The following is a 24,455-nucleotide window of genomic DNA, read 5'->3' as shown; positions in this document are numbered from 1 at the left end:
AATAATATGGGTATCTCTTTAAAACAGTTGGCTTTTTCTCTGACTTTACTGGTTATTGGCGGTGGTGCAGGAGTTGTCGGTAGTCGCTATTTGCTTATACCAAAACAACCATTTCAGCAACTCAGGACTGTACCAGTAATCCAACCCCCAACTAATTCCCCAGTAGACAGAAGCGTTACGGCGGGAATTATTCAAGAGCGCGATCGCAATTTTATCGCCACCGCCGTTGAAGAAGTGGGTCCGGCGGTAGTACGAATTAACGCCACGCGCAAAGTCACAAATCAAATCCCTGAAGCTTTGGATAATCCTTTATTTCGCCGCTTTTTTGGCGACGAACAACCAATTCCTGATGAGCGAGTAGAGCGCGGTACAGGTTCGGGTTTTATTTTAACGGCCGATGGTCATTTACTAACTAACGCTCACGTAGTCGCCGATACAGATACAGTACAAGTTACTTTAAAAGATGGGCGCAGTTTTGAAGGGAAAGTTGTAGGCGTTGATACCGTTACCGATGTGGCGGCGGTGAAAATTAATGCTCGTAATTTGCCTCAAGTTAGAATTGGTAATTCTAATAACTTGATTCCTGGAGAATGGGCGATCGCCATTGGCAATCCTTTGGGGTTAGATAACACTGTAACGATTGGAATTATTAGCGCTACCGATAGATCCAGCGCTCAAGTTGGCGTTCCCGATAAGCGCGTCACTTTTATTCAAACTGATGCCGCAATTAATCCTGGAAATTCTGGCGGGCCATTATTAAACGCTCAAGGGGAGGTAATTGGAGTAAATACCGCAATTCGTTCCGATGCTCAGGGATTGGGTTTTGCAATTCCCATTCAAACCGCCGCTCGTGTAGCTAATCAGTTGTTTAGTAAAGGTAGCGTAGATCATCCATTTTTAGGCATCAAGATGGTGGATTTGACTAGCGCAACTAAAGAACAAATTAATCAAGAAACGAAGTTGAATGTTAAACAAAATTCTGGAGTATTAATTGTCGAAGTTATCAGAAAATCTCCTTCAGAGCAGTCAGGTTTAAGGGAGGGAGATATAATTCAAAAAATCAATAATACCTCGGTTAAAAAGGCTTCGGAGGTGCAGCAGTACGTTGAAGCTACAACACTCGGAACTACTTTAGCAATGGAAATTAACCGCGACGGCAAAACGCAGGTTATTCAAGTAAAACCGGGGGCGTTTCCTGAAGGTAGAAGATAGGCGTTACAGTTGATTGCGGGCTTTGAGTTGCAGATATCGATCAACTATTTGTTCACTAATGCGATCGCAGGTTGCATCTAATACTAATACTCCTTTTTGTTTTAGCTTGGCAAAAGCTAGTTGACGCTGGGATAGTAAATCTAAGGCGACGGCGCGAGTATAAGTCGCGGTTACATTTTGGGTGGGAGTGTGGGCAATTTCTTCTACTTGGCGATCGCCCAACGTGACACAAAAAGGCAAGTAACGCGGCGCTAATCGTCCCATTGCGGCTAATAATTCCGCCGATGCGGTGCCGTCTACTATGTCTGTAATAAGTACCACTAAAGCGCGTCTAGTTTGCTGCTGAACTACGTTTGTCACTGCTCCCATATAGTCCGATTCTAGCAATACGGGGTGAATAGGTGTAAGGCGGTCGATGAGGTGGCTTAATTGGTGTTGTCCTCTATCCGGTGGAATCCATAGGTGCATTTGACGATCGAATACACCAACCCCCACAAGATCGCCTCGATTTAAGCCTGCTAGAGCTAAAGCTAAAGTAGCATTCAATCCCCAGTCAAAGCGCTTCAATCCCTGCACTTGAGCCGTCATTAAACGTCCGCGATCGAGCAATATAATTAGGGTTTGCTCTTGTTCTGGTTCTAGAACTCTAATTAAAGGGCGATCGCGCCTAGCGGTAGCTTTCCAGTCAATTAAGCGCAAATCGTCACCTTTGCCATAATCGCGCAGTTCCCTAAATTCTGTGCCGATACCTAGAATACGCATTTTTCGCAAAGCGCCGCTAGATTGTAATGTCAGGCGAATTGATAAGTTTTTTAATCCTAATAAGTCTGGATAAACTTTAACTTTTTGGCTGCAATAGATTTTAAAATCGTCCCAAGAGAGTCTCCAACTGCCTAATTGTCGTACTTGAATATCGCCATAGTCAAATTCGCCGCGTTTAGTTGGAGAAACTGTATAAGTTAATTCGCTAGTGGTATTACTGGCTAAGGAAGTAGTTAGGATGGGTTGAGTAAGTTTAAATTCTGTGGGTGGGCGATCGCATATCTGAATTTCGACGGGGCGATTTTTTGATGTAATGGTTAACACTACAGGATTATCTCGCCCAATAGATAATCTCGGCGGTAAGGTACGGGTAATTTGGACGCGGTAAAGTTTGGCGCGTAAACTATCTACCACCATCAAGGTTAAAACAATCGCATCAAATATCAATGTAATTACTATGCTGGTTTTGACATTCCAGATCATAGAAGTGGAAAGTGCGATCGCAATTCCAAATAGCAGCAATAAATAGGTTCTTTTGGAGGGAATCATTTAAGGAATTTATTTAAGGTTTAACATTTAAACTTGTCCATAGTCAGGACGTTTTATAGCGCTCCAGCACGACTCTATATAAATTTGCCTAACTTGAAATATTGGTCAGGGTATTAATTAGCGATCGCAACGCACTCCTCTCTAATGATAAGCACGTCGGAATACCAAGTTATTGTTGTTACCCAAGAAAATTATGAACTGCGCGAGAATGAAGACTTAGGAACTAAGCCTAAGTTTTGGTTTGAGCATGAGAATCTGGATTATTTATATAAACAAGCCCGACCAAATATAGGCGAAGATTGGGCAGAGAAAGTTGCAGCCGAATTGTGCAAAATTTTAGGACTACCACACGCTGAGTATGAGTTAGCAGAGACTTGGGAGGGAAAGCGCGGCGTAGCTTCACTAAAATTTTTGCAAGAAAAAGAAGGAGAGTTCGTCGTCAATGGTAATGACCTTCTCTTTGCTATTGTGCCAAACTATGACACCTCTGCCACCTACGGAGCATCGCAACATACAATTGATATAGTGCTAAAAGTTTTAGGAGACGAGTCAATAAAATTGCCTCCTGCTTGGACTGCACCTAGTAATATTAAAACAGCAGTGGATGTATTTGTAGGCTATCTGTTATTGGACGCATGGATAGGAAATGGCGATCGCCATCATGAAAACTGGGGAGTCATTAGCAAAGAAATGATGCCTGATGCAACAGAAACAATCTACTTAGCACCAACTTATGACCATGCTTCTAGTCTTGGACGCGAATTATCCGATGCAAACAGACAGAAAAAATTATTACAGCAAAGCTCGGTAGAGGCATACGCGAATAAGTGTTCTTCTGCCTTTTATCGGAGTTTTGAGGATAGGAAGTCACTCAAAACTTTTGATGTTTTTACCTATGTTGCTCGGATTTATCCCAAAGCTACCAATATTTGGCTGGAGCGCCTTAGCAGTATTACCAGCGCAAATATATTAGAGATTTTTACCCACATTCCAAGTAAGAGAATCTCCCCCATTGCCATTGATTTCGCTCAAAAAATTCTTGAATATAACCAACGTCGGCTACTTAACTTAAAGGAATAACTATTTTGAAGGCACCAAAAACACTATTTTTAGCTTGGCAAGATTCACAAAGCCGTTGTTGGTTTCCTATTGGTCGTATAACTTTTGACGAAGGAAAATATGAATTTGTATATACACGAGGAGTTATAGAAGCGGAAAAGTTTGGATTTGCTCCTTTATTATCATTTCCTTATTTAAAGGGAGTGTATACGTCAACTTATTTATTTCCTGTGCTTGCCAATCGTTTGATGCCTCGTTCTCGCCCAGATTATGCAGACTTTGTACAGTGGTTGAATATTTCTCAGCATGACGACGATCCTATTGCTATTCTAGCCCGTAGTGGTGGGCAACGAAAAACAGATACTTTAACTGTATTTCCCTCTCCAGAACCAGATGAAGATGGCAAATATCATATTCACTTTTTCTTACACGGGCTGCGACACTTGCCAAAATGTTCTATTGAGCGAATTAACAGCTTTAAACCAGAGGAAAAGTTGTGGTTAGCGCACGAGTTTCAAAATCCATACGACTCTCAAGCCTTAGTTTTAAACACTGATGATCATTACATAGTAGGGTATTGTCCGCGTTTCCTAAACTGTGAAGTATTTGAGCTTCTTCACCAAAATCCTAACGCTGTAGAGGTGCGTGTAGAGCGTGTTAACCAATCTCCAGCACCATTACAGTTTCGCCTATTGTGTAACTTAACTGCCCAATGGGATAAAAAATTTCGCCCTTTTTCAAGTCTTGAGTATCAGCCTTACGACTTTCCTGTTGGGGACGCACTAGCAACATTAGGTAGAAGTCTTCATAGAAAGCAATAACAAAACTTCTGTCTGTTTCAAGACAGTTGAGACATCATATCCACCCAAAAGACAGGCAGCAGAGAAAACAGCTTTTAGATAAATAGATAGTGCGATCGCAATTCCCAGTAGCAGTAATAAATAAGTTCTTTTTGAGGGAATCATTTTTTAGACACTTTATCTTGGTACAGCTACTCGGTCTAGAATTGAACCAATTACCGCTTCTATCATCAACCCATCTAATAATGCTTCCGGCTTCAAAATTAGCCGATGACGTAACAATGGCGGTGCAACTACTTTGATATCGTCGGGGGTTACATAGTCTCTACCTGATAGCCAAGCACTAGCTTTACTTGACTGCAACCATGCTACCGCCGATCGCGGAGAAGCACCTAAAGCTAAATCGGGATGTTGGCGCGTATTTCTTACTAATTCCAATAAATAATCTATAATTTTTTCCGATACTTTAATTGCTTTAACCGCTTCCCGCGCTTGAATAATTTGCTCTACAGTGGCGATGCTTTTTAGTTGTGCAATATCTAACCGTCTTGTCTGAAACCCCGCTTGACGATTGAGCAACATTTGCTTTTCGCTATTAGAGTCTGGGTAATCTACTATTAGCTTGAATAAAAATCTATCTAATTGTGCCTCTGGTAGCGGGTATGTACCTTCAAATTCCAAGGAGTTTTGCGTTGCAATTACCCAAAATAATTCTGGTAAAGGTAGAGTTTCACCATCTAATGTTACCTGCTGTTCTTCCATCGCCTCTAGTAGCGCTGCTTGAGTTTTGGGTGGAGTGCGGTTAATTTCATCAGCTAGAAGTATTTGAGTAAATACTGGCCCTTTTTTTAAGATAAAGGTGCGGTTATTAAAGTCTAAAATATTTGTCCCGGTAATATCGGCGGGTAATATATCGGGGGTGAGTTGGACGCGCTTAAAATCTGCCTGGACGAGGGTTGCTAGAACCTTGACAAGCAATGTTTTTCCCGTTCCGGGTACGCCCTCCAAAATGACGTGACCCCCTGCTAGAAGCGCTATTAAGAGTTGCTGTACTACGGCAGATTGTCCGACAACTACTTGGTTAAGAGATTCACCAAGGCGATTTAAAGTAGCGTGGTTTTCGCTCATAGGGGGAAAGATTTAAGATGAAGGGCGATCGCGCATTTTCTGCCATTTATCCAGCCACTCTAGCAATTGCTTATTACTCAAGCGCGATCGCTGATGGAGCAATTGTTGCAGTTGGCTAGGAGAATTTTTAGTTTGCTGCACCCAATTATCTACTAAAGTTTGCTGTTCTAGGGGAATTTTCCCTAATCCTAGGGCTTTTTGCAGTTGTAATTGTTCTTCTTTACCCACAACGCTTAAAATAAACTCGCTACATTCGGCTTTTTCTAATACTCCAGCCATTGCCTGAATGTAAGCAATGTTGTTGTCAATTGCTGGCGTTTCTAGGCTTTCTAGCGCACCAAAGCGGCGATTTTGCGCCCAAATTAAGATTAATAATAAAACTCCAGCTTGCAGTAATAGGGGTAATAGGGGTGTGTTTGCCAAATATGCCCACAAGTTGCGATCGCTTTCGGTTTCGGTAATAGATTTATCTCTATAGCCATGACTATATTCGTCTACAAATATTTGTGGATTTTTACCGACTAACTGCGCCAAATATTTAAAATTGCTGGGGTAATCTTGATAAGCATTAGCCGCTAAATATGGTGTAGTTGAAAAAATAGCAACTCCCTTACCAACTTTTTGACTCCAGATAATTGCGCCAAAGCGATCGCCTAATTGTAAGATTGTCTCTTTTTTCTTAGTTCGTCTACTGGTTTCAATTTTGACATCACCCACAGGCGAACTTTGCAAGGTGCTAAAATCTGCCTTGGTAACTGTTCCTTTTACTCCCAAAATAACTAAAGTATTACCTTTTTCTATCCACTTCTTTTCGTCGGTATCAAGATCAAAATCTGTTAGCTGGTTGTTAACTCGTAGCAGAGTTACAGCACTTTTTGGCTTTAAATCCTCAAAAGGTTTTTGCCAACGCTCTATTTTTACACCTTGTGCCTGCATATAAGCATACCAAGCGCCGTAGCCATCGGGAGCGCGGTTATAAGTTGAGCCATTGTTGATATAGCTAGTATTGGGAGCAGCAATTAAGGTTAGTAATACAACAACTGCGATCGCAATTCCCCCCAACCACCACAAACGATTTGATCGTTTCATAGCTTGGAAATCTCCCCGTAAGCTTGTTTGCACTCCTCGAAGGTTTCTGGCACAATTTCTTTATTCCCAAAACACAATTGCTCGTGAGTTGCAAGCATTGTTTGATAAGCCGGAGATGGGGGGATTTCTGCTAATAGTTGTAAGTATTCGCCATCAGTACGGCTAAATTGATGAGTAATAATCTTGCGATCGTGCAAGTGTTGTAAGGTGGCTTGATATAAACATCTACAAGCTTCCGCATAATTACCTTGAGCAAAATAACCCTGACTTTTTTCTAGCCATTGATTTACGGCTAATTGAGGCATATTTGCGCTATCTGCTAGTTTATTCGATTTGCGTCCGCGCCAAGAGTAGGTTAATGGTTCTAGTATTTTCCAAAGTTGCCATAGTAGCCAAATTGTAATTGCGATCGCTATTAGCCAAATTAGGCCCTTAATTAAATCTACTAGCCAAGGGGCATCTAGCGACCAATCGGGCGGTAAAACCTCTGGTAAAGTCGAGTTAAAGCGCGAAAGTTGCAATTCTATCCATTCGCCTAATTGTTGTTGGAATAGCGACAATTGCCAATCCCAGCTAGTTTTAGCAAATTCTTCAGTTGTAGGCATTGGTGGAGTTTAAGCCCGTAGAAAAACCGCAGCTTGATTGTCAATATTATATCTGCATAAAGTTTAATTGCAATTTCAACCGCAATGCGAGCGCACTTTAACTAATTAGCAAGCTTATCTATTTTTCAACTTTTAAAATGTTTACCCTTCACCAAACAAGTCTAAAGCAATCAGTAATGCTTGGTTTAGTTGCTCTAATACTTCGCCCCGTATCATGCTTCACTAAGCTTTAAGGCTTCCCAGTCGGCGCTAGAGAAGTCATTGGCGATCGCAACGGCAACAGATTTATATTGCTCATCATCGCTCATAAGAGCAAAAGCAGCATCAATTTCAGTGCGTTTAAGAGCCGCAAGCTCATGTCGCAATGCTATAGCTACAAACTCATTGCGGCTACGGGCTTTACCTTCTTGAACCGCCCTATCGGTGGCTGCTAGTAGGTCATCCGGCAAGGCTAGAGTAGTTCGGACTATTTTCTTTGTTGACATACACTGATGACTGATTTGATGACTACTATGATATCAACTCTAGTGCGATCGCTTTAGATAGAGTAATCCCTTTTATGTTGTATTTGTGGAGAGTGCGATCGCCTTGTATCATGTCTATACTGTTTTGTATATACATTGTATGGAGTTTGAATGGGACGAAGACAAAAACAAAGCTAACAAAAGAAAGCATCAGATTAGTTTTGAAGAAGCTGCCGAAGTCTTTTACTATCCAATATATGAAACCGTTGATACTCGATTTGAGTATGGGGAAGTTAGGTTAATTGGAATTGGTAGAAATAGTCAGATGATAATTTTGACCGTTGTTTATACTGAACGAGAAGCAAGAGTTAGGATAATTTCAGCCCGTAGAGCCAATAAACAAGAAGAAAAACTTTACTATGAATATTGTACGCAAACAGATTAATGAAATACCCCCAATGAGCAAGGAAAGGGCAGAAGAACTTAAATCAATATCTGATGAAAATATTGATTATTCTGATATTCCGCCTTTAGATGAAGAATTTTTCAAAAAAGCTAAACTGGTGCAGCGTAAGCCAAAAACTGAACAGATTAGCATCAGAATTGATACAGAAGTGCTGGAATGGTTTAGAAGTCACGCCACAGAAAAAGGCTATCAGACTCTAATTAACGATGTATTGAGAACTTATGTAACTCACCATTAAGGATATATTTTTTAAGTGCGATCGCCTTACCTTAAAACAAGAGTGCGATCGCACCTTACAGTAGAAGTATAGGGGCTTGTATTTTATAATAAAGTTATCCGTAAATTAAGCCTAATAATAAAATTTTATGACAGAGCTAATATTTGCGACAGAAAAGGAAGTAGAAAGTATCCAGCACTTAGATTCAATTTTAAGCTCTGCAATTTCTCCAGCAAAATTAGTAGGAACAGACGGTAAAGAAATTTTTATTCCCGATGCTGTTTACTCTGTAATGCGTCAAGCAATTCATATTATGGCATCTGGTCAAGCAGTATCTTTAGTACCGCTCGATTGCGAACTAACATTACAACAAGCCGCAGATATCTTAAATGTCTCATCCTCCTTTCTGCTTGGACTTCTAGAACAAGAGGAAATTCCTTATATAAAAGCTGGTTCTCATCAACGCATTCAGTTTAAAGATTTGATGGCATATAAACAGCAAAGAGGTTTAGAACGTCGGCAAAGTTTGCAAGAACTAACTCAGTTGAGTCAAGGTGAAGGCTTTTACAATTAATATTTACCAGCAAAGTTAAGAATCATCTATTGAGCTAGTGCGATCGCCTTTATTATTGCAGTTAAAACTACAGACTTCTCTCGCTACTAGCTGGAATTTTTAGCTTTACAAGCGCTCTTTGCAATACGCTAGGTTTCACACTCAGCCAAATTTGATTGCGATCGTCTTCGGTATAGCCAATGACGACTGCGCCTATCGGTGAGCCAATCTCAGGATACATTTCTGGGGTCATGTCTCCGGTATCTACAAAGTCTGGAATTTGGACAATTCCTCTAACATTCTCGTCACCAATATCAACAAAAATGCCAAAAGGAAAGTGACGCTCAACCTTACCGTGTATTAGTTCCCCAAGGCGATATTTAGCCTTTACTTCGTTCCAAAAACTATTACTCATAAAATTACTGTAGTTTTAACACTCTTGGAAATTTATTTAATATAGAAAATAGACTGTGAGGAATTGGTAACTCGATTTGCCCTCCACCTTGATAAGGTCTTTCAAGCGACCTAAAGTAATCATCATAGGCTTCTCGATCAATTGTAACTTCTATAATTCCGTCTTTGTAATATTTGTTGTATTCCTCTGCAAGACTTCTGCTATTTGGAGCAGCGAAATAGCATTTTCCATCAGCGTTAGGTGGACTGTACGGAAAATTGTCAGGCAGAAATCCCTCCTTTAAAAGTTGCTGTCCTTTACCTTTCTGAGTAGCTTTGTAAATTGTAACTACTTGCACCGTATCCCGAAGAGTAGACAATAGTTAATTTTGTCATTGTACAGAATTAAAAGGTGATCGCACCTTAGCTAACTAGGCTAGTAGTTATGGTGGAATAATAAAAGCGCGATCGCATGGTTTCAAAAATTATAGTGCGATCGCCTTGATTGTTGCAATAGTGAAAAAGTGCGATCGCTTTATATAATGTCTATACTGTTTTGTATATACACATTATGGAGTTTGAATGGGACGAAGACAAAAACAAAGCTAACCAAAGAAAGTATCAGATTAGTTTTGAAGAAGCTGCCGAAGTTTTTTACTATCCAATATATGAAATCGTTGATACTCGATTTGAGTATGGGGAAGTTAGGTTAATTGGAATTGGTAGAAATAGTCAGATGATAATTTTGACCGTTGTTTATACTGAACGAGAAGCAAGAATTAGGATGATTTCAGCCCGTAGAGCCAATAAACAAGAAGAAAAACTTTACTATGAGTATTGTACGCAAACAGATTGATGAAATAACTCTAATGAGCAAGGAAAGGGCAGAAGAACTTAAATCAATGTCTGATGAAAATATTGATTATTCTGATATTCCGCCCTTAGATGAAGAATTTTTCAAAAAAGCCAAACTGGTGCAGCGTAAACCAAAAACGGAACAAATTAGCATCAGGATTGACACAGAAGTTTTGGAATGGTTTAGAAGTCACGCCACAGAAAAAGGCTATCAGACTCTAATTAACGATGTATTGAGAACTTATGTAACTCACCATTAAGGACATATTTTTTAAGTGCGATCGCCTTACCTTAAAACAAAAGTGCGATCGCACTTCATCTGTATGCTTTAGGAATATTTGATTAACCATGCAACAGTAATCTTCCTCTGCTTTTAGTTTTATGGCATGAGTTAAATTTATCAAACTAGCAATGGTTTTAAGTGTTTCTTCAAGTTAGCTTGTATTTAATGTAATTGCAGACATTGCACTTTCCTTGATAGTTAATTACTTCTGGACTATCCAAGGATAGGTTGATTGTTTCACCGCTTGATAATTGGCATCTAATTCAGGTTCTAGCAACAAAATTGCTGTAATGCGTCTTGCCATTTGCGTAACTTCAATGACTTCTTCTTGTTTAAGAAATCGCCCCAACAATGCCTGTTCCCGATAGCTCAACCATTTCTTAATTACCTGATATCCGCCAATCGTATAATTCCATACGCGATCGGGAATGTTTTTCCAGTAGGCAATGTCATTGAGGTAAATATCATGGGTAGAGCCAAGTTGCTCTATGAGTTCTGCGATCGCGTTTTGTTCTTCAAGGGTGTAGGCGCGATCGACTATCTTTCCTTTTCCAGGCATTGTTACCCCATTTTGCCCAGCGTGACCCCAACCTGCGGTTAATGCAAAGTCAATATTGGGATCGAGGTTGCCTTTAACAACACGGGATACAACGGCAATGGTTTTTATTTCCGGGCGAAGTTTACCAGAAGTGACACCCGCAACAGGGGTTTCTGGATCGAGAAGTGCGGCGATTTGACGACCGAGATTTGCAGAGGCAATTAGGGTTTCGCGGCGATCGGGTAGTGGGATGCGCGGAAAGTCTTGGCGAATTCCATCAGCATTATCTGTTAGATAAGCAGGTGAATAACCAATTGCTAGAGCGTGCATCCAAATTAATGCAGCCATCTCAGGGTCGCTGTCTGGATCTAACATACCCAAAGAAACTAGATAATTACGAGTAGTAGTAGAGAGATTTGCAGTATTTTTCAGGTTTTCTTCACTTACAAGCCCTTCAATTTTCATTTGATGAATTGAACGATCCGTTTTTGCAAGGCTGGCAGAACGTAGTCGTAATGGAAAGTAATACGCATGACCTCTGAGAAAATCGTTATCTCCAATAACTTTTGAAAAAAATAAAGGAACTCCTTCTATACTGGCTGCACCAGCAGGGCGACTCATTAAAAAAGAGTTACCATTCCAAAGCTGTGCGTAAAAAGTTGGTCTTGACCGATTCCACAAAGGACTAACACTACTGTAATAACACCAACGTATATCAAAAGGACGAACTGCATATTTATGAATTCGCTCTAGGCTATAAATCTCTGCATTTTGTACCTTATTTCTAACTTTCTTAGGCTCAAATCCAGCAGCTTCTTTAGTTAACCCAGTTTTTAACAATCGAAGTGTTTCCCAACTGACATCAGAGTTGTAATATACCTCCATTCTTTGTGAGAGAGCATTTTTATCGATGTCGATTAATGCTCCGCCACGCTTCTCAAATAATCCATTAATCGGAGCTTCGCTACATAACTCAGTTAATTTAGCCCATCCTAGATAGTGTGAAGCAACATCAGAAGGGTGGAAGGAGAATCGATTACTTATAGATGGAGCCGTCGTTTGGTAATCTAGATCGATATTTGGTTTGGTTAAATGCTCTAGTAATTCTTTTCTCTTATTAACTCCCCAAAAATGGCGAAATTTGGTAGTTGAATTCTCATCCCGGATTTCCTTACGAACCATTAAAGCAATTGCTGTTCCTACCCGAATTCCTTCACGGTTGTATTCTGTCGAAAAGACCGAAGGATCGGGATTACCTTCTGGGGTTATCTTGCCTGTCTCTCTACTATCCCCATTCATGCAATCAAACCAGAGTTTATCGAACTCATTTAAAAAACGCTTTCGCATGACAACGTATGATGGATCGCTCAGATACGAAAAGCTAGAAATATAACAAACAATTCCCTTTTGTGTTCTCTCAGTAATCCTTTGTTCGGCTAGCCGGAAGAAACGAATGTAAAGTTCATCAAGATTAAATTTTTTGATCCCCCATTCAGAAATTAATCCTGCCTTGTAAGGTTCTACTAAACCCTGTTCTTCATCAGGGCTTACTCCTGCATAAGCGTTGTAAGGAGGATTTCCAAGAATAACTAAAATTGGTTTTTCTTGCTTAACTTGATCTGCTGCATCATGTTCAAGTTTAAGTTCTGGAAACGTAAAAGCAAGCTGCTGAAGTTTTTGTTTTCCCTCCTCATCAGGTGGTTTCCATCCGGTTAACGCATTCGTCAAATACACTCCTACTCGTTCCTGCTCATCACTCAACGGCACACCTAAATTTTGCAACACTAATCCCAACTGCAAATGTGCCACTACAAACGGAGCCGTCAATATCTCAAAGCCAAACACCCGCTTCATGGCTGCTTCTTTCAATTGCGAACCAACTAGCGCTCCTAGTCCCTTATCCTGCAAATTGGCTTCAATTCGTCGCAATACTTCCACCAAAAACGCCCCCGTTCCACAACAAGGGTCAAGAATATATACATTAGGGTCAGCTAATCCATCTTCAATCTGCAATTCTTCGCGCAACACCGTATCAACCCGCGCCACCATATATTGCACAATCTCCGGTGGCGTATACCAAACCCCTAACTCTTTGCGTAACTCTGGATCGAACGCTTCCAAAAACGGCTCATAGAAATACTGAACAGCTTGCCCTTCCTCAAACTTAGAAAAGAATGCTTCCCGGTCTACCCGATTCAAAGCCTCCCCCGTCCAGTTCAACACCTCTACTAAATCCAGCTTGCCAAGATGAGTTGGCGTTGCTACCTTTTCAAACAACGCCCGAATCATCGGAACGTGCAAATACCAAGCTGATTCTTTCCAGTTGAAATCTCCCTTGACGTTTTGCTTTTGCCACAATACCCACGCCGAAAAAATACCATAAAACAGCGTTTGAACCAGCGTAGATTTAAAAAACCGCTCTCCCTTCTTCGGATCTTTCTTATCTCCCGTAAACGTAATTCCTAATGCTTCCTCTAACGCCTTTCGCAGCGACTCTAAAGCAGGTAAATCAGTTTTCTCAATTCGTGCCTTTGCATCCTTAGCATAGGAAGCCAAAAACCAAGCAAGATCCTTCGGAGTGGCAATACTGGCAGACTGAAGCATCACCCGCTTCAAATATTCAGTTAACTGTTCTTCTTGCTCTTGAGCAAACTGTTTAGGATTGTTTGCCTTCTGCCAAAACTCAGCCTCATCTTTGGCTAAACGATAGGTTTCTAGCATTGCAGGTTGTCCGTTCCCATCCTGCCCAATCAGCACAAAATCTCGATAATTTGTCACCAACACCTGACGATACTTGTCCCAATATTTAGAAACCTGCTTCGTTTCTGCAACTACCCAGGCATCATCCCCCGTTCCCTTAATTTCAACTACACCCCGCTCTGGATTCGTGGGATTGATTGGAGTATCCCCCGTTTTTCTTTGAAACTGACTAGCAACAAACAAACCCCCGTCAGGCATTCCCGCCCCGCCAATATTTTTCAACTGCATCACGCAGCGCACTTTCGGCTTCAGGGTGTTACCCAACTCATTCAACAATTGCTCTAAAGCCCCATAATAGGAAGTTTCCTTAACGGCTGCCCCCGTTGCCCGAATTTCCTGTAAATGTCGAATGTAGGTTTCAAAAGCACTCATAGTAATTTTCTCAGTGACAAGTGTTAAGACCAGACAAAGCAGAATCTAAATTTTAGTATTCCCACTTAAAACTCTATCCTTCACATTAAAAGCTTGAAATGTAAGTTTTCACACACAAAACTTTGGCTTTTAGACTTAAACAATTGCCTATTGAACTCTATTACTTAACCTCGGTGGGAACTTTGAGATCAAAACTCGCAATTTTAAGCCTAAGAGCGCTCGCACTATTACCAAATAAACGGAATTAAGCGACGGCTAGATTGCTGATAGGTTGTATATTCTGCATACTTTTCTACCATTGTCTGTTCTTTCTGGGAAATGCGTTGCAGATATAGTAAAGCGATCGCACTTGGCACTATATAAGCCCAAATTGAACCTGCCACCACGCTAAAACTTAGATAACGCATCAGATCGCCAAAATAGTTAATGTTGCGGGAAAAGCGCCAAATTCCATCGCTAACAAGCTTTGCGCCTTCTTGCTTTGCGGTCATTTTTTGTACGTCAGCGCTAGTGTTGATTAAGCTGCCAAAAATATATAGTGGTAAAGCGATCGCAGTAGCGGTAAATGATAGCGGTACAGGATTTGTAAAAGCTAAATAACCTGGCAAGGCGTACAAAAGCCCCACAAATACTAAACTAAAAATAAATCCTAAAACCCCTACAGGCTCGTTAAACATCTGCTTTCGCGCCGGATAAAACCACTGTTCCAACAGCCACCAAGCGCAATAGCTAATATGCAGACATAGATAAATTACCTGTCGTAAATCCTGCACTCCGAAAACCACAGCAAAACCGATTAAACAGACACTCGTTAGGATTTTGGCGGTATTAATTGCCGTTAGTTGAGTTTGCATAAAGTTAAGTTTGGCGATTAAATAGCATTGAACCTGCTTGATCGGTAGGCATTAGTAATACTTCGCTAATATTGACGTGAGGTGGACGGGTGGCGCAAAAAAGTATGACTTCGGCAACATCCATCGGTGTTAAAGGTGTAAGTCCTTGATAGACAGTTTTAGCGCGATCGCTATCCCCACGAAAGCGCACTTGACTAAACTCCGTTTCCACCAATCCCGGATCTACGCTGCTGACTCTTACCGGAGTTCCCAAAAGGTCTTGTTTCAACCCCTCAGAAATTACTCTAACTGCCGCTTTGGTTGCACAATAAACATTACCATTAGGATAAGTTTGGTGTCCTGCCGTTGAGCCAAGAAACACTATATGACCTCTACCCCGGCTAATCATTCCCGGTACAATACAGCGCGTTAGGTAAAGTACGCCTTTAATATTTGTGTCGATCATTTCTTCCCAGTCTTGAAACTCCCCTTCTTGGAGTTTGTTTAAGCCGCGACTTAAACCAGCATTATTAATCAAAATATCAACGGCTGACACTGTAGAAACAGATTCAACAGCAGTGCGATCGCATACATCCAGCGCTAAACAATGAACTAAAGTATGACTAAGTTCTTTGGCTAACTCTTCTAGACGCTCTTTCCGTCTGGCTACGAGTATCAACTTTGCGCCAGCTTCAGCAAACACTCTAGCGCAAGCTTCACCAATTCCACTACTAGCGCCAGTAATTAAAACAGTTTGATTTTGAAGTGAGATCATAGTTTATTTAAAAAATACAAGGGAGAAAAGTATATTAAATCTCCCCATTCTTTATCTAATATTCAACCTCCTACCACTAGGACGAGGATTAGTCGTGCCTCCTAGGACATTGAGGCGTTGAGTTACTTGAGTTAAACCGTCTCCCCGCACTACTACCGCCGATAACCAGCGATCGCTTCCTCCCATTGGAACGCGACCAATTTTAAACAATCCACCCGCCGGGAGCAAGTCTAGTTTTACTTGAGTAGGACTAAAATATTGACCAGGTGCTACAGCCTCCTCAATGGCTGCTCCTAGTAAATAATCATCTTTTAATGGCTCAAGGACAACAGCATCAAAGTTATACTGCTGACCAGGTTTAACGCTTTGTGGTAGTTTAATATCGAGGGTTGGCGGCTTTGTTCCGGTGCTTAATTGGCTGCGCTCTGCTAAAACTTCTTGTCTGACAATTTTTTGATTCTCGTAGCGCTGACGGCTTCTAATTGTGGCTTTGAGAGCTAAATTGCGGCTGTCTTGGGTTTGCGTACCAGTAATATTTGTCACGGTTTCAGCGACAATACCATCGCCTTCAGCTTGCCAAGACTGTAACTTGGTTTCATATTTTAGTTGGGGATATTGCTTCCACAACGCCGTTAAAGCTTTTTCTAAATCTTGGTAAGTTAAACCATCAGTATGAGCAAAAGTTGGACTGTAAAACTGCATTACGGCTTGAATATCTTTTTGGTTAGCCGCCGCGTCAATTTGAACTAGCATATTTTGCAACTGTGGCGGTGCGGTAGCTGGCGGTGCGGCAATAGTGCGATCGCTTATTGTAACTAAAGCTAGAGTCAGCAATCCTAAGCTAATAGAAACTAAGCGGTTTTTGTGAGAAAAATTTAGAACGGTTCGCATAAATGATAGCTTGGTTAGTTGTTCGATTTTAAAGCAATTAAGGTAAAAACTAGATGGTAACACCGATACGATTACTAATTGCTGCAAGCGGTACGGGTGGACATTTATTTCCGGCGATCGCAGTAGCGGAACAATTAAGCGATTATCAAATTGAGTGGTTGGGTGTTCCCAATCGGCTAGAAACTCAATTAGTACCGTCTCAGTATCCATTAAATACGGTTACTATTGAGGGTTTTCAGCAAAAATTAGGGTTTGGTACTTTTAAAATTTTAACTCGCTTAGTCGGGTCAATTTTTGAAGTCCGAAAGCTGTTAAAACAAGGTAATTTTCAAGGTGTATTTACCACAGGTGGCTATATTTCCGCTCCGGCGGTGATTGCGGCGCGACTTCTGGGAATACCAGTAATTTTCCATGAATCTAATGCTTTACCTGGCAAAGTTACCCGTACTTTTAGCCGTTTTTGTACTGTAGTTGCGATCGGATTTGAAAGCGCCGCAAAGCGTTTACCTGGGGTAAAAACTATCTATACAGGTACACCCGTGCGATCGCAATTTCGCTCCCAGCAATTACCTTTAGAACTACCCATTCCCGAAAATGTACCGTTAATTGTCGTTTTTGGGGGTTCTCAAGGCGCGGTAGCAGTAAATAAATTAGTACGCGAGTGCGTCCCCGTTTGGTGTGCTGCGGGTGCTTGGGTTGTGCATCTAACAGGCGATAAAGATCCCGATGCTGGGAGTTTGCAGCATCCTCAATATTTAACTCTGCCTTTTTATGACAATATGGCAGCTTTATTAAATAGAGCTTCTTTAGCAATTAGTCGTGCTGGTGCGGCGAGTTTAACGGAATTAGCAGTAACCGGAACTCCAGCAATTTTAATTCCCTATCCTTACGCGGCGGAAGATCATCAATTCTTTAACGCAGAGGTGTTTACAAAAGCTGGCGCGACGTTGGTGTTCAATCAAGCCGAGTTAACACAACCGTTATTAGAAAGTAAAGTAATGAATTTGCTAAATTCCCCGCAACAGTTGCAAATAATGGCAGAAAAATCAAAAAGCATTGCAATTGTTGATAGTGCGGAGAGACTTGCAGCTTTAGTAAAAGAGATAATAGTTAAAAATTAGCGATCGCACTTCCCCATTATGCAAGTAACAACCAAAAAGTCCTACACCCCCGCCGAATACCTCGAATTAGAGGAAAAAGCCGAGTACAAGAGCGAATATGTTAACGGACAAATCTTTCCTATGACTGGCGGATCGACAAATCACAATAAAATTGCCCTGAATCTAAGCTTTGCTCTAAATGGTGCATTTAGCCAGCAAGACTACGAAATCTATATGGGAGATGTGCGTCTTTGGATACCCGATAAGCAAATATACACTTATCCTGATGTGATGGTTATTGCAGGTGGAACACGATATTTTTCTAATCGCACCGATACAATCACCAATCCCCTGATTATTGCGGAAGTATTATCAAAGTCTACTCAAGGATACGATCGCCAAGCAAAATTTGCAGACTACCGCACCATCCCTAGTTTTCAAGAATACTTGCTAATTGACCAAACTCGCATTTATGTAGAGCAGTATGCCAAAACTGGAGAAAACCGTTGGGAATTAAAAGAGTGTAAAGCTGAAGATGAGGCAATTTCTCTAAACTCCGTTGGTTTGCAGGTTTCGCTAAAAGACTTATACAACAAGGTTAGTTTTGAATTGAATGATTAAGATGCGATCGCCTTTACCTGTAACTATATTAAAGCAATAAAAATTATGCAAGTAGCAACTGTGCAATCCTACACTCCCGCCGAATACCTCGAACTAGAGGAAAAAGCCGAGTACAAAAGTGAATACAATAACGGACAAATTTTTCCCATGACTGGAGGTTCAACAAATCACAACACAATTGCCCTAAATTTAAGTACAGAGCTAAATTTTGCTTTTAAACAGCAAGATTACAAGGTTTTTATGGGAGATGTACGCCTGTGGATACCTGATAAGCAAATTTATACTTATCCTGACGTAATGGTTATTGCTGGTGGGACACAATATTTCTCTAATCGCACCGATACAATTACCAATGCTTTAATTATTGCTGAAGTTTTATCAAAGTCTACCCAAGGATACGATCGCCAAGCAAAATTTATAGACTATCGCACCATCCCTAGTTTTCAGGAATACTTACTAATTGACCAAACTCGCACTTATGTAGAACAGTACGTCAAAATTGGGGAAAAACGCTGGGAATTGCGGGTATATAACACTGAAGATGAAGCGATTTCTTTAAGCTCGATTTCCTTGCAGATTTCTTTAAAAGACTTGTACAACAAGGTTAATTTTGAATTGAATGATTAAAATGCGATCGCCTTTACTAAACGCGGAACTATAGAAGTGCGATCGCTATTTTTTTATTTACCTAGTCAAACCAGCCAATATCTTTGTTGCCAAGAGTTGTATTTGGGCGCTCCGAAGGATCGGAATAATTAGGTAATTTTTCGGCGCGAGTAGACGTTGCTCTTGCTAGAGTTTCTTGTTTAGCTGGACTAGCTTTTGCCGTTGGTTTAGAACTAACTTCCGCAAGTTTTAAGATAGTTTTTTTTGCTTCTTCTAGCTCAGTTTTAAGCTGTTGTCCTTGGGATACTTGAGTTTGTAACTCTTTAACTAATTTTTTTTGTTCTTGAAGTTGTGACTTCAATTCGGTAATTTGTGTTTGTAAAGAGGTTTCTGTTTTATGAGCGGCTTGCAATTGTTTTTTTAACTCATCGATGGTAGTTTCTAGTTCTGTAGAGCTTTTGCTTTTAGTTGCAGGAATATTTACAGGCTGCAATTGTTCGCTAACTTCTCCATTTTCTGGTTCTGTTTGGTTGCTAGTTTCTGCTGTCACTGGTGCGTCTTCTCTGGCTACAGGCTCTTTGACTTCTTCCCGTAACATATCCCCAATTCGTTTTCTAACCATTACTTCCTCCAATCTCGCTGTATTTCGTTTACTACCCGGCGATAATCCGCCTCTGCTTCTCGTCCATTGCTCCCCCGCCACTGAGTAATTGTCATCCCCTCTAAGGCGGCTCGTTCGTGAGCCTTGTAAGCTCTTACAAACGCCGTACAGACAGGAATTCCAAGTTCCCTGAGTGTTTTTTGTGCCTCCAGTGCTTCCCCCAAACTGCGCGTGTCCACTTTCGTTAACAGTACACGATGGGCGACTTTCGCTGGCGCGATCGCACGTTTAACGGTTTCTACCAAAACCGCCAAATCCATTGGCGCTGGCGGCGTAGGTAAAACCAAATAATCCGCCGCAGGGATAACGGCGGCTAAAGTTTCAGAACTCAAGGCTGGTGGTGTATCTACTATGATTAGATCGTAGCCTACAACGTTTCTCAAATTCGCTAATAATCGCGGATCGGTTTCTTGAGCTAGATCGAAGCCTATACCTTTTTTACTTTGTTGTACCCACCAAGTAAAACTTCCTTGACTATCAGCGTCAACGGCTAACAGTTTGTACTTTTCTGCCAAAATACTCGCCAATGCCATAGTTGTTGTAGTTTTACCCACACCGCCTTTACCATTACTTACAACAATTATCTTTGGGGGCGATGCCATCTAAAAAATTCCTGTTAATCAATTTTTTTTAACTATTTGTCTGCCTAAACTTCTAGAATACGACAACTAGCAACGTTTAATTTCTTTGACTATGACTCAAAAAACTCCGAGCATTTGGGATTATAAGCCTTGGTGGTGTCAGCCTTGGTCAATAATCCTGACAAGTATTTTACTAATTAGTGGTAGCTGGGTGCTGCTAAGTAAACTTTGGGTAACAATTCTTGTCGCCATCCCTGTACTAACTTGGATGATTTATTTTGTAGTAATTTTTCCAAAACAAGCGATCGCCACTCTTGAAAAAGATCCCAATTAATTAACTACTTGATTACCATGCAAACGCGGATCGTCAGAGTTGTTTCCACTACGTGCAACGGGTGCAGTAAACTTAGAAACCGCTCCCTGGTTACTTTGAACGTAAGGTAAAGGCGTTTGGGCAATCAAAGCCTCTAAATTGCTGCTCATAATATCATAGGGTTGCTTGCCTACGGTTTGGGCGACTTCTTTTCCATCCTTACCACTAAATACAAAATGCGGAATCCCATCTACCCGATACTGCAATATTTCCGGCAACCATTTTGTATTATCCACGTTCAGCATTACAAAATTTACTGATTTGTTATACTCTTTCTCTAATTGAGCAATATCTGGAGCCATTGCTTGACAGCTACCACACCAGTTAGCATAAAATTCCATCAAAGTTGGTTTACCATTACTGATAGCAACTTCTAAAGGTGTAGATTTTTCGGCTAAAGATGTTAAAGAAACCTCGTTGCTATTCGTTCGCAAGCCCAAAAATAAAGCTACACTCAGAGCAACGGCAACTAAAACAATTATTAAATTTCTAACTTTTGTCCCGATAGTTGTTTCGGGTGTAGGTTTTATATTTGTAGCCATAAAAGATTTTATTACAACTTATTAAGTATCTTATTTATTTTACCTCAGTAAATCCCTGTGAAAAAACGAGTAACTTTAACCTTCCCCAAACGTACTATCCAAATGCCTGTCACCTATAGACTTGCTAAAGATTACAACGTTGCTGCTAATATTATTCGCGCTCAAGTAGCGCCAAATCAAATCGGAAAGCTGGTATTAGAATTATCTGGAGATATCGATCAGCTAGATGCGGCTATTGACTGGATGCGATCGCAAAACATTGGCGTATCTCAGACTTTAGCGGAAATTGTGATCGATAGAGATGTTTGTGTAGACTGTGGTTTGTGTACGGGGGTTTGTCCTACCGAAGCGTTAACTATTAATCCCGAAACTTTCCAGTTGGCTTTTTTGCGATCGCGTTGTATAGTCTGCGAACAGTGTATACCTACTTGCCCCGTACAAGCAATTTCTACCAATCTCTAAAGTTTAAAGACATCCGCCATTACATCACTAACTCCTACCAATCTTTCCGGCGCGGGGGAGTCATAAACAACTAATATTGAAGGTGTTTCCGTATCTGTAATTAGCGTCATGCCTTCGGCGTGTTCGTTACCATTTCCATAGGGAATTTCTAATATTTGGGTGGGTTTATGCAATACATTTTCTTGTAAAAGTGCAAGCTTTTCTAGTTTATAAACTCTTACCGGCCCATCTAAATCCATTGTTGGCCCGGCTAAGATTAATAAGTCTTCTCCCTGCAAACATAAATCTCTAATTCCTAGCCCATTTAAGTTAATAAAATACTTTTTATATTGCCCCGCTTTTAACTTTAATAAATCTGTACCATTTGCTTCTAATTCAATTTCTAACATTACCGCCCAACCGCGTAACACTGGGCCGCGCAAACCCAAAAATATGCGATCACCATGTACTGCTAATCCTTCAATATCAAAACCGTTTTCTTTACCTGGAATAGTAGCTTGGACAAAGGCACCTAAATGAGCATCATTTACCAAAGCATCTATTAGTAAGTTACCAAGACTTGTTATTTCCAATTTTGCCGCCGTTAACTTGATTTCTGGCTTTTCTGGATGAGGAGCAGATTTGACCAACTCTCCATCAATTAAGGGTATCCGCCCTATTAAATAACGATTTGGCTCAGTTTTTACTTTGGTTAATCTACTAATATTTTTTTCGTCATTTTTATCTTCTTTAACTTTTTTACGCTTCCAACTGTGAGAGCCAATAAACCATAAATAATAGTCATTTTCCGCCAAGCCTTCAATATCAATTTCTTCATCGGCGGGGGCTGGCAAACTAATAAAATCTGTTACATTAAAATGCTTGTGATTTGCATAAGTTTGAGTATCAATAAAAGATAACCTTTCAATCGTTGAAGTTTCATCTGAACCCAACCATAAATAATTATCTGATGTTAGCCGGATAGCAGAAATGTCTTGACGATGTGCTTGAAAACTACCAGTAAACTTTAGGGTTATTTTATTTAATACAGGTGCGTAATCCATGGTTTTTCTTAACTTGTTGTTAACCAAAATAAAAAATGCTACTAATCCCAGGAGATGAACTAAGCTCTAAAAAGAGCAATTTTATTGTCAGGAGTGTTGTTGTGAATGAAGCTAGTTTGTTTATTTCATCAGAGATAATGAATGCACCAGAACATCCTTTAACCGACAGTTTAGAATTGTCAATATCAGGAGATATTAAAGAGCAAAAAGGCGATAACGCCAGCGCGCCCGGTTACGGGCTTCGCATCCCAGGAATAGTCAAACGTATTATCCCTATAGACAATAGCACTTCTTGGGCTTACTGGTGGTGCGTTCCAGGACGATTGCTACTGCCCGAAGATGTAGCATTATTGCAAAGCGACTACAACCGCCTAGAAAGTATTTTAACTAAACTTGTCTGGTTGTGGGGTGGGCGCTTTATTGGTGTAGAACCTAGCAGCAATGTTAATAATTGGCAGCAAGTATTAAAATTAGTGCGCGAAAGTAAGTTAAATCCTGACGTTGTAGATATTGATTTTTTCCCTTTAACGGTAAGGACTAACGAAGCTGAGGGTAATATTGGTGTAGAACCTGCCCATTGGCATATTGAGTTTTTTCAACTAGAGGCAACAGACGGCGGCTACAAACTGCAAGAACCAAAAAACGCTTGTGGTTGCCAAATTTGGACGCGCCCACCCTTTATCAAGCAACTAGACACCGGAGAAGCAACGATTCGCTATGACTTAGGCATTTCTCAACCTTTAGACATGACAACTCCACCTTGGCAAGCATTATCTGGTATCAATTAAGTTAATTTTTTTAACTATTACTTAAGATATAAGCTGAAAGTGGGTTGATACTTTGCTTACTTAGTAACAATATTAAAGACTTTAAGTGATTCAAGAGGCTAAGTAGCATGGTAGTCAGTGATCAAAAAACGCAATTAAAAACTTTAGGCGATTGGGCATCTATGGCGATCGCTAAACATTTGCAAAAAATTGTCAAGCACGAAAAAGATGTACTTACGGGTAAAAGCCCGGAAGACTTGCACCAAATGCGGGTGGGGATGAGGCGCTTAAGGAGTGCGATCGCCGGATTTTCCCCAGCTTTACAATTACCTAAAGCAGCAACAGAAAGAAAAGTTAGTAAAATTGCCCGAATTTTAGGATCTTTGCGCGATTTAGACGTACTAGGCGCTGCTTTAGAAAATAACTACAAGCCCAGTTTACCCGCCCAAGAACAAAAGTATTTAGAAACAGCTTTGGTAGATATAAAAAAACAGCGACGTTATGCTTTAGCGGAAGTTAAAGAAACTATAGCAGGCAAGAAATATAAATTATTAAAAGAGTCGTTAAACCAATGGTTGCAGCAGCCTGAGTACCAGGAAATTGCTAAAATGCCGATGGAGGAAGTATTACCAGACTTGTTACTACCAGAAGTAAGTAAGTTACTTTTACATCCAGGCTGGCTAGTAGGTAGCGATGCCAAAATAGTAGAAGTAGAACTTGTAGAAAAAATCCTCGCAAAACAAGGAGAATTTCTGCATAGTTTGCGAAAAGAAACAAAACGCTTACGCTATCAAATGGAAGTATTTAGCGAGTTTTACGGCGAAAGTTATGCTAGTTATTTAGAAGATATAAAAGCTATTCAAGAAATTCTTGGCAAGATTCAAGACAGCAATGTTTTAACAGAGTTTTTAACCCAATCATTACCCGATAATATTAGGCGTTCTATTCCTACTCTAGTAGCTGAACTAGCAAAAGCAAACTACGATGCTTGGCAGCAGTGGCAAAACGTGCAAACTAAGTATTTGAGTATTGATGTGAGAAAAGGCTTTCATATTGCCATACTCGAACCTAATTTAAAGTGGTAGATAGAAACCC

Annotated in this window: 31 protein-coding genes; 15 read left to right on the top strand and 16 right to left on the bottom strand. The window is 40.6% G+C overall.

Annotated features, from left to right (window positions below; translation table 11 throughout):
* Nucleotides 1-6 precede the first annotated feature (6 nt).
* Nucleotides 7-1,212: an HhoA/HhoB/HtrA family serine endopeptidase gene (locus SYN7509_RS0208620; RefSeq protein ID WP_009630335.1), complete on the top strand. Its 1,206-nt coding sequence runs from the start codon at nt 7-9 to the stop codon at nt 1,210-1,212.
* Nucleotides 1,213-1,215: 3 nt separating this feature from the next.
* Here SYN7509_RS0208620 and SYN7509_RS0208615 read toward each other — a convergent pair whose 3' ends face one another.
* Nucleotides 1,216-2,523 (bottom strand): DUF58 domain-containing protein, encoded by a 1,308-nt coding sequence (locus SYN7509_RS0208615; RefSeq protein ID WP_009630336.1) that lies wholly within the window; start codon nt 2,521-2,523, stop codon nt 1,216-1,218.
* Nucleotides 2,524-2,667: 144 nt separating this feature from the next.
* On the opposite strand from SYN7509_RS0208615, the gene SYN7509_RS0208610 reads away from it, so the two are divergent.
* Together SYN7509_RS0208610 and SYN7509_RS0208605 are read left to right on the top strand one after the other, a co-directional pair.
* On the top strand, nt 2,668-3,603 hold the full coding sequence (locus tag SYN7509_RS0208610) for a HipA domain-containing protein (protein WP_009630337.1): 936 nt from the start codon (nt 2,668-2,670) through the stop codon (nt 3,601-3,603).
* A gap of 5 nt (nt 3,604-3,608) precedes the next feature.
* Nucleotides 3,609-4,403, top strand: coding sequence for an HIRAN domain-containing protein (locus SYN7509_RS0208605; RefSeq protein WP_009630338.1), 795 nt, complete (start codon nt 3,609-3,611; stop codon nt 4,401-4,403).
* On the opposite strand, the gene SYN7509_RS30090 is transcribed toward SYN7509_RS0208605, so the two are convergent.
* From SYN7509_RS30090 to SYN7509_RS0208585, 5 genes are all read right to left on the bottom strand, one after another.
* The gene (locus SYN7509_RS30090; RefSeq protein WP_158506140.1) at nt 4,374-4,547 is read right to left on the bottom strand and encodes a hypothetical protein; all 174 of its coding nucleotides are present in this window, start codon (nt 4,545-4,547) and stop codon (nt 4,374-4,376) included. The genes SYN7509_RS0208605 and SYN7509_RS30090 overlap by 30 nt on opposite strands.
* Nucleotides 4,548-4,559: 12 nt before the next feature.
* Nucleotides 4,560-5,510: an AAA family ATPase gene (locus tag SYN7509_RS0208600; RefSeq protein WP_009630339.1), complete on the bottom strand. Its 951-nt coding sequence runs from the start codon at nt 5,508-5,510 to the stop codon at nt 4,560-4,562.
* A gap of 12 nt (nt 5,511-5,522) precedes the next feature.
* Nucleotides 5,523-6,599, bottom strand: a complete 1,077-nt coding sequence (locus SYN7509_RS0208595; protein ID WP_009630340.1) for a DUF4350 domain-containing protein — start codon at nt 6,597-6,599, stop codon at nt 5,523-5,525.
* Nucleotides 6,596-7,204, bottom strand: a complete 609-nt coding sequence (locus tag SYN7509_RS0208590; protein ID WP_009630341.1) for a DUF4129 domain-containing protein — start codon at nt 7,202-7,204, stop codon at nt 6,596-6,598. Before SYN7509_RS0208590 ends, SYN7509_RS0208595 begins: the two co-directional genes overlap by 4 nt.
* Before the next feature lie 212 nt (nt 7,205-7,416).
* Nucleotides 7,417-7,689 carry a ribbon-helix-helix domain-containing protein gene (locus tag SYN7509_RS0208585; protein WP_009630342.1) on the bottom strand — a complete coding sequence of 91 codons (273 nt, stop codon included), beginning with the start codon at nt 7,687-7,689 and terminating at the stop codon, nt 7,417-7,419.
* Between the two features lie 139 nt (nt 7,690-7,828).
* Here SYN7509_RS0208585 and SYN7509_RS0208580 point away from each other — a divergent pair, with 139 nt between their 5' ends.
* The 3 genes from SYN7509_RS0208580 to SYN7509_RS0208570 all read left to right on the top strand — a co-directional run bounded on the left by SYN7509_RS0208580 (nt 7,829) and on the right by SYN7509_RS0208570 (nt 8,925).
* A complete protein-coding gene (locus tag SYN7509_RS0208580; RefSeq protein ID WP_028954197.1) occupies nt 7,829-8,113 on the top strand; it encodes a BrnT family toxin in 285 nt (94 codons plus the stop codon).
* Nucleotides 8,088-8,372 (top strand): BrnA antitoxin family protein, encoded by a 285-nt coding sequence (locus SYN7509_RS0208575; protein ID WP_009629890.1) that lies wholly within the window; start codon nt 8,088-8,090, stop codon nt 8,370-8,372. Before SYN7509_RS0208580 ends, SYN7509_RS0208575 begins: the two co-directional genes overlap by 26 nt.
* 127 nt (nt 8,373-8,499) lie before the next feature.
* A complete protein-coding gene (locus SYN7509_RS0208570) occupies nt 8,500-8,925 on the top strand; it encodes an excisionase family DNA-binding protein (RefSeq protein WP_009629891.1) in 426 nt (141 codons plus the stop codon).
* 67 nt (nt 8,926-8,992) lie between these two features.
* Here SYN7509_RS0208570 and SYN7509_RS0208565 read toward each other — a convergent pair whose 3' ends face one another.
* Together SYN7509_RS0208565 and SYN7509_RS0208560 are read right to left on the bottom strand one after the other, a co-directional pair.
* The gene (locus SYN7509_RS0208565; protein WP_009629892.1) at nt 8,993-9,319 is read right to left on the bottom strand and encodes a S1 RNA-binding domain-containing protein; all 327 of its coding nucleotides are present in this window, start codon (nt 9,317-9,319) and stop codon (nt 8,993-8,995) included.
* Between the two features lie 4 nt (nt 9,320-9,323).
* Nucleotides 9,324-9,677 (bottom strand): hypothetical protein, encoded by a 354-nt coding sequence (locus tag SYN7509_RS0208560; protein WP_051482560.1) that lies wholly within the window; start codon nt 9,675-9,677, stop codon nt 9,324-9,326.
* Nucleotides 9,678-9,868: 191 nt separating this feature from the next.
* Between SYN7509_RS0208560 and SYN7509_RS0208555 the strand changes: the two genes are divergently transcribed.
* Together SYN7509_RS0208555 and SYN7509_RS0208550 are read left to right on the top strand one after the other, a co-directional pair.
* Nucleotides 9,869-10,153: a BrnT family toxin gene (locus SYN7509_RS0208555; protein WP_028954195.1), complete on the top strand. Its 285-nt coding sequence runs from the start codon at nt 9,869-9,871 to the stop codon at nt 10,151-10,153.
* Nucleotides 10,128-10,412: a BrnA antitoxin family protein gene (locus SYN7509_RS0208550; protein WP_028954194.1), complete on the top strand. Its 285-nt coding sequence runs from the start codon at nt 10,128-10,130 to the stop codon at nt 10,410-10,412. The genes SYN7509_RS0208555 and SYN7509_RS0208550 overlap by 26 nt, the downstream gene beginning before the upstream one ends.
* A 225-nt stretch (nt 10,413-10,637) precedes the next feature.
* Here the strand turns inward: SYN7509_RS0208550 and SYN7509_RS0208545 are convergent, their stop codons facing one another.
* The 4 genes from SYN7509_RS0208545 to SYN7509_RS0208530 all read right to left on the bottom strand — a co-directional run bounded on the left by SYN7509_RS0208545 (nt 10,638) and on the right by SYN7509_RS0208530 (nt 16,604).
* Nucleotides 10,638-14,105, bottom strand: a complete 3,468-nt coding sequence (locus tag SYN7509_RS0208545) for a type ISP restriction/modification enzyme (RefSeq protein WP_009632969.1) — start codon at nt 14,103-14,105, stop codon at nt 10,638-10,640.
* 227 nt (nt 14,106-14,332) lie between these two features.
* Nucleotides 14,333-14,959 (bottom strand): DUF1295 domain-containing protein, encoded by a 627-nt coding sequence (locus SYN7509_RS0208540; RefSeq protein WP_009632968.1) that lies wholly within the window; start codon nt 14,957-14,959, stop codon nt 14,333-14,335.
* A 4-nt stretch (nt 14,960-14,963) separates the two neighbouring features.
* Nucleotides 14,964-15,713, bottom strand: a complete 750-nt coding sequence (locus SYN7509_RS0208535) for an SDR family oxidoreductase (protein ID WP_009632967.1) — start codon at nt 15,711-15,713, stop codon at nt 14,964-14,966.
* A 51-nt stretch (nt 15,714-15,764) separates the two neighbouring features.
* Nucleotides 15,765-16,604, bottom strand: coding sequence for a Cif family virulence factor (locus SYN7509_RS0208530; protein ID WP_009632966.1), 840 nt, complete (start codon nt 16,602-16,604; stop codon nt 15,765-15,767).
* A gap of 53 nt (nt 16,605-16,657) precedes the next feature.
* Between SYN7509_RS0208530 and murG the strand changes: the two genes are divergently transcribed.
* The 3 genes from murG to SYN7509_RS0208515 are packed head-to-tail and all read left to right on the top strand — an operon-like array spanning nt 16,658 to nt 18,952.
* The gene (murG, locus tag SYN7509_RS0208525; protein WP_009632965.1) at nt 16,658-17,725 is read left to right on the top strand and encodes an undecaprenyldiphospho-muramoylpentapeptide beta-N-acetylglucosaminyltransferase; all 1,068 of its coding nucleotides are present in this window, start codon (nt 16,658-16,660) and stop codon (nt 17,723-17,725) included.
* Nucleotides 17,726-17,743: 18 nt separating this feature from the next.
* The gene (locus SYN7509_RS0208520; protein ID WP_009632964.1) at nt 17,744-18,325 is read left to right on the top strand and encodes a Uma2 family endonuclease; all 582 of its coding nucleotides are present in this window, start codon (nt 17,744-17,746) and stop codon (nt 18,323-18,325) included.
* A 45-nt stretch (nt 18,326-18,370) separates the two neighbouring features.
* Nucleotides 18,371-18,952 (top strand): Uma2 family endonuclease, encoded by a 582-nt coding sequence (locus SYN7509_RS0208515; protein ID WP_009632962.1) that lies wholly within the window; start codon nt 18,371-18,373, stop codon nt 18,950-18,952.
* A 61-nt stretch (nt 18,953-19,013) separates the two neighbouring features.
* Here SYN7509_RS0208515 and SYN7509_RS0208510 read toward each other — a convergent pair whose 3' ends face one another.
* On the bottom strand, nt 19,014-19,553 hold the full coding sequence (locus SYN7509_RS0208510) for a hypothetical protein (protein ID WP_009632961.1): 540 nt from the start codon (nt 19,551-19,553) through the stop codon (nt 19,014-19,016).
* Nucleotides 19,553-20,194 carry a ParA family protein gene (locus SYN7509_RS0208505; protein ID WP_009632960.1) on the bottom strand — a complete coding sequence of 214 codons (642 nt, stop codon included), beginning with the start codon at nt 20,192-20,194 and terminating at the stop codon, nt 19,553-19,555. The genes SYN7509_RS0208510 and SYN7509_RS0208505 overlap by 1 nt, the downstream gene beginning before the upstream one ends.
* Nucleotides 20,195-20,285: 91 nt before the next feature.
* Between SYN7509_RS0208505 and SYN7509_RS0208500 the strand changes: the two genes are divergently transcribed.
* Nucleotides 20,286-20,507, top strand: coding sequence for a DUF6737 family protein (locus SYN7509_RS0208500; protein ID WP_009632959.1), 222 nt, complete (start codon nt 20,286-20,288; stop codon nt 20,505-20,507).
* Here the strand turns inward: SYN7509_RS0208500 and SYN7509_RS0208495 are convergent.
* Nucleotides 20,504-21,088, bottom strand: a complete 585-nt coding sequence (locus SYN7509_RS0208495) for a thioredoxin family protein (RefSeq protein ID WP_009632958.1) — start codon at nt 21,086-21,088, stop codon at nt 20,504-20,506. The genes SYN7509_RS0208500 and SYN7509_RS0208495 overlap by 4 nt on opposite strands.
* A gap of 57 nt (nt 21,089-21,145) precedes the next feature.
* Here SYN7509_RS0208495 and SYN7509_RS0208490 point away from each other — a divergent pair, with 57 nt between their 5' ends.
* Nucleotides 21,146-21,550: an NIL domain-containing protein gene (locus SYN7509_RS0208490; protein ID WP_009632957.1), complete on the top strand. Its 405-nt coding sequence runs from the start codon at nt 21,146-21,148 to the stop codon at nt 21,548-21,550.
* Here SYN7509_RS0208490 and SYN7509_RS0208485 read toward each other — a convergent pair.
* Nucleotides 21,547-22,593 carry a DUF3616 domain-containing protein gene (locus tag SYN7509_RS0208485; protein WP_009632956.1) on the bottom strand — a complete coding sequence of 349 codons (1,047 nt, stop codon included), beginning with the start codon at nt 22,591-22,593 and terminating at the stop codon, nt 21,547-21,549. The genes SYN7509_RS0208490 and SYN7509_RS0208485 overlap by 4 nt on opposite strands.
* A 35-nt stretch (nt 22,594-22,628) precedes the next feature.
* On the opposite strand from SYN7509_RS0208485, the gene SYN7509_RS0208480 reads away from it, so the two are divergent.
* Nucleotides 22,629-23,381 (top strand): hypothetical protein, encoded by a 753-nt coding sequence (locus tag SYN7509_RS0208480; protein WP_051482559.1) that lies wholly within the window; start codon nt 22,629-22,631, stop codon nt 23,379-23,381.
* A 107-nt stretch (nt 23,382-23,488) separates the two neighbouring features.
* Nucleotides 23,489-24,445, top strand: coding sequence for a CHAD domain-containing protein (locus SYN7509_RS0208475; RefSeq protein WP_009632954.1), 957 nt, complete (start codon nt 23,489-23,491; stop codon nt 24,443-24,445).
* The last annotated feature ends 10 nt before the right edge of the window (nt 24,446-24,455 follow it).

Origin of the sequence: Synechocystis sp. PCC 7509 (genome assembly GCF_000332075.2) — a bacterium.
Lineage (GTDB): Bacteria > Cyanobacteriota > Cyanobacteriia > Cyanobacteriales > Chroococcidiopsidaceae > Aliterella.
This window is presented reverse-complemented; position numbering and strand designations above follow the sequence as displayed.

Coding starts and splice junctions, on each gene's coding strand:
- SYN7509_RS0208575 (WP_009629890.1), top strand. CDS start 8,088: ATGAATATTGTACGCAAACAGATTAATGAAATACCCCCAATGAGCAAG.
- SYN7509_RS0208545 (WP_009632969.1), bottom strand. CDS start 14,105: ATGAGTGCTTTTGAAACCTACATTCGACATTTACAGGAAATTCGGGCA.
- murG (WP_009632965.1), top strand. CDS start 16,658: ATGGTAACACCGATACGATTACTAATTGCTGCAAGCGGTACGGGTGGA.
- SYN7509_RS0208505 (WP_009632960.1), bottom strand. CDS start 20,194: ATGGCATCGCCCCCAAAGATAATTGTTGTAAGTAATGGTAAAGGCGGT.
- SYN7509_RS30090 (WP_158506140.1), bottom strand. CDS start 4,547: ATGATTCCCTCAAAAAGAACTTATTTATTACTGCTACTGGGAATTGCG.
- SYN7509_RS0208555 (WP_028954195.1), top strand. CDS start 9,869: ATGGAGTTTGAATGGGACGAAGACAAAAACAAAGCTAACCAAAGAAAG.
- SYN7509_RS0208500 (WP_009632959.1), top strand. CDS start 20,286: ATGACTCAAAAAACTCCGAGCATTTGGGATTATAAGCCTTGGTGGTGT.
- SYN7509_RS0208530 (WP_009632966.1), bottom strand. CDS start 16,604: ATGCGAACCGTTCTAAATTTTTCTCACAAAAACCGCTTAGTTTCTATT.
- SYN7509_RS0208585 (WP_009630342.1), bottom strand. CDS start 7,689: ATGTCAACAAAGAAAATAGTCCGAACTACTCTAGCCTTGCCGGATGAC.
- SYN7509_RS0208610 (WP_009630337.1), top strand. CDS start 2,668: ATGATAAGCACGTCGGAATACCAAGTTATTGTTGTTACCCAAGAAAAT.
- SYN7509_RS0208590 (WP_009630341.1), bottom strand. CDS start 7,204: ATGCCTACAACTGAAGAATTTGCTAAAACTAGCTGGGATTGGCAATTG.
- SYN7509_RS0208475 (WP_009632954.1), top strand. CDS start 23,489: ATGGTAGTCAGTGATCAAAAAACGCAATTAAAAACTTTAGGCGATTGG.
- SYN7509_RS0208570 (WP_009629891.1), top strand. CDS start 8,500: ATGACAGAGCTAATATTTGCGACAGAAAAGGAAGTAGAAAGTATCCAG.
- SYN7509_RS0208480 (WP_051482559.1), top strand. CDS start 22,629: ATGCTACTAATCCCAGGAGATGAACTAAGCTCTAAAAAGAGCAATTTT.
- SYN7509_RS0208535 (WP_009632967.1), bottom strand. CDS start 15,713: ATGATCTCACTTCAAAATCAAACTGTTTTAATTACTGGCGCTAGTAGT.
- SYN7509_RS0208580 (WP_028954197.1), top strand. CDS start 7,829: ATGGAGTTTGAATGGGACGAAGACAAAAACAAAGCTAACAAAAGAAAG.
- SYN7509_RS0208595 (WP_009630340.1), bottom strand. CDS start 6,599: ATGAAACGATCAAATCGTTTGTGGTGGTTGGGGGGAATTGCGATCGCA.
- SYN7509_RS0208565 (WP_009629892.1), bottom strand. CDS start 9,319: ATGAGTAATAGTTTTTGGAACGAAGTAAAGGCTAAATATCGCCTTGGG.
- SYN7509_RS0208620 (WP_009630335.1), top strand. CDS start 7: ATGGGTATCTCTTTAAAACAGTTGGCTTTTTCTCTGACTTTACTGGTT.
- SYN7509_RS0208515 (WP_009632962.1), top strand. CDS start 18,371: ATGCAAGTAGCAACTGTGCAATCCTACACTCCCGCCGAATACCTCGAA.
- SYN7509_RS0208495 (WP_009632958.1), bottom strand. CDS start 21,088: ATGGCTACAAATATAAAACCTACACCCGAAACAACTATCGGGACAAAA.
- SYN7509_RS0208600 (WP_009630339.1), bottom strand. CDS start 5,510: ATGAGCGAAAACCACGCTACTTTAAATCGCCTTGGTGAATCTCTTAAC.
- SYN7509_RS0208540 (WP_009632968.1), bottom strand. CDS start 14,959: ATGCAAACTCAACTAACGGCAATTAATACCGCCAAAATCCTAACGAGT.
- SYN7509_RS0208510 (WP_009632961.1), bottom strand. CDS start 19,553: ATGGTTAGAAAACGAATTGGGGATATGTTACGGGAAGAAGTCAAAGAG.
- SYN7509_RS0208520 (WP_009632964.1), top strand. CDS start 17,744: ATGCAAGTAACAACCAAAAAGTCCTACACCCCCGCCGAATACCTCGAA.
- SYN7509_RS0208485 (WP_009632956.1), bottom strand. CDS start 22,593: ATGGATTACGCACCTGTATTAAATAAAATAACCCTAAAGTTTACTGGT.
- SYN7509_RS0208550 (WP_028954194.1), top strand. CDS start 10,128: ATGAGTATTGTACGCAAACAGATTGATGAAATAACTCTAATGAGCAAG.
- SYN7509_RS0208615 (WP_009630336.1), bottom strand. CDS start 2,523: ATGATTCCCTCCAAAAGAACCTATTTATTGCTGCTATTTGGAATTGCG.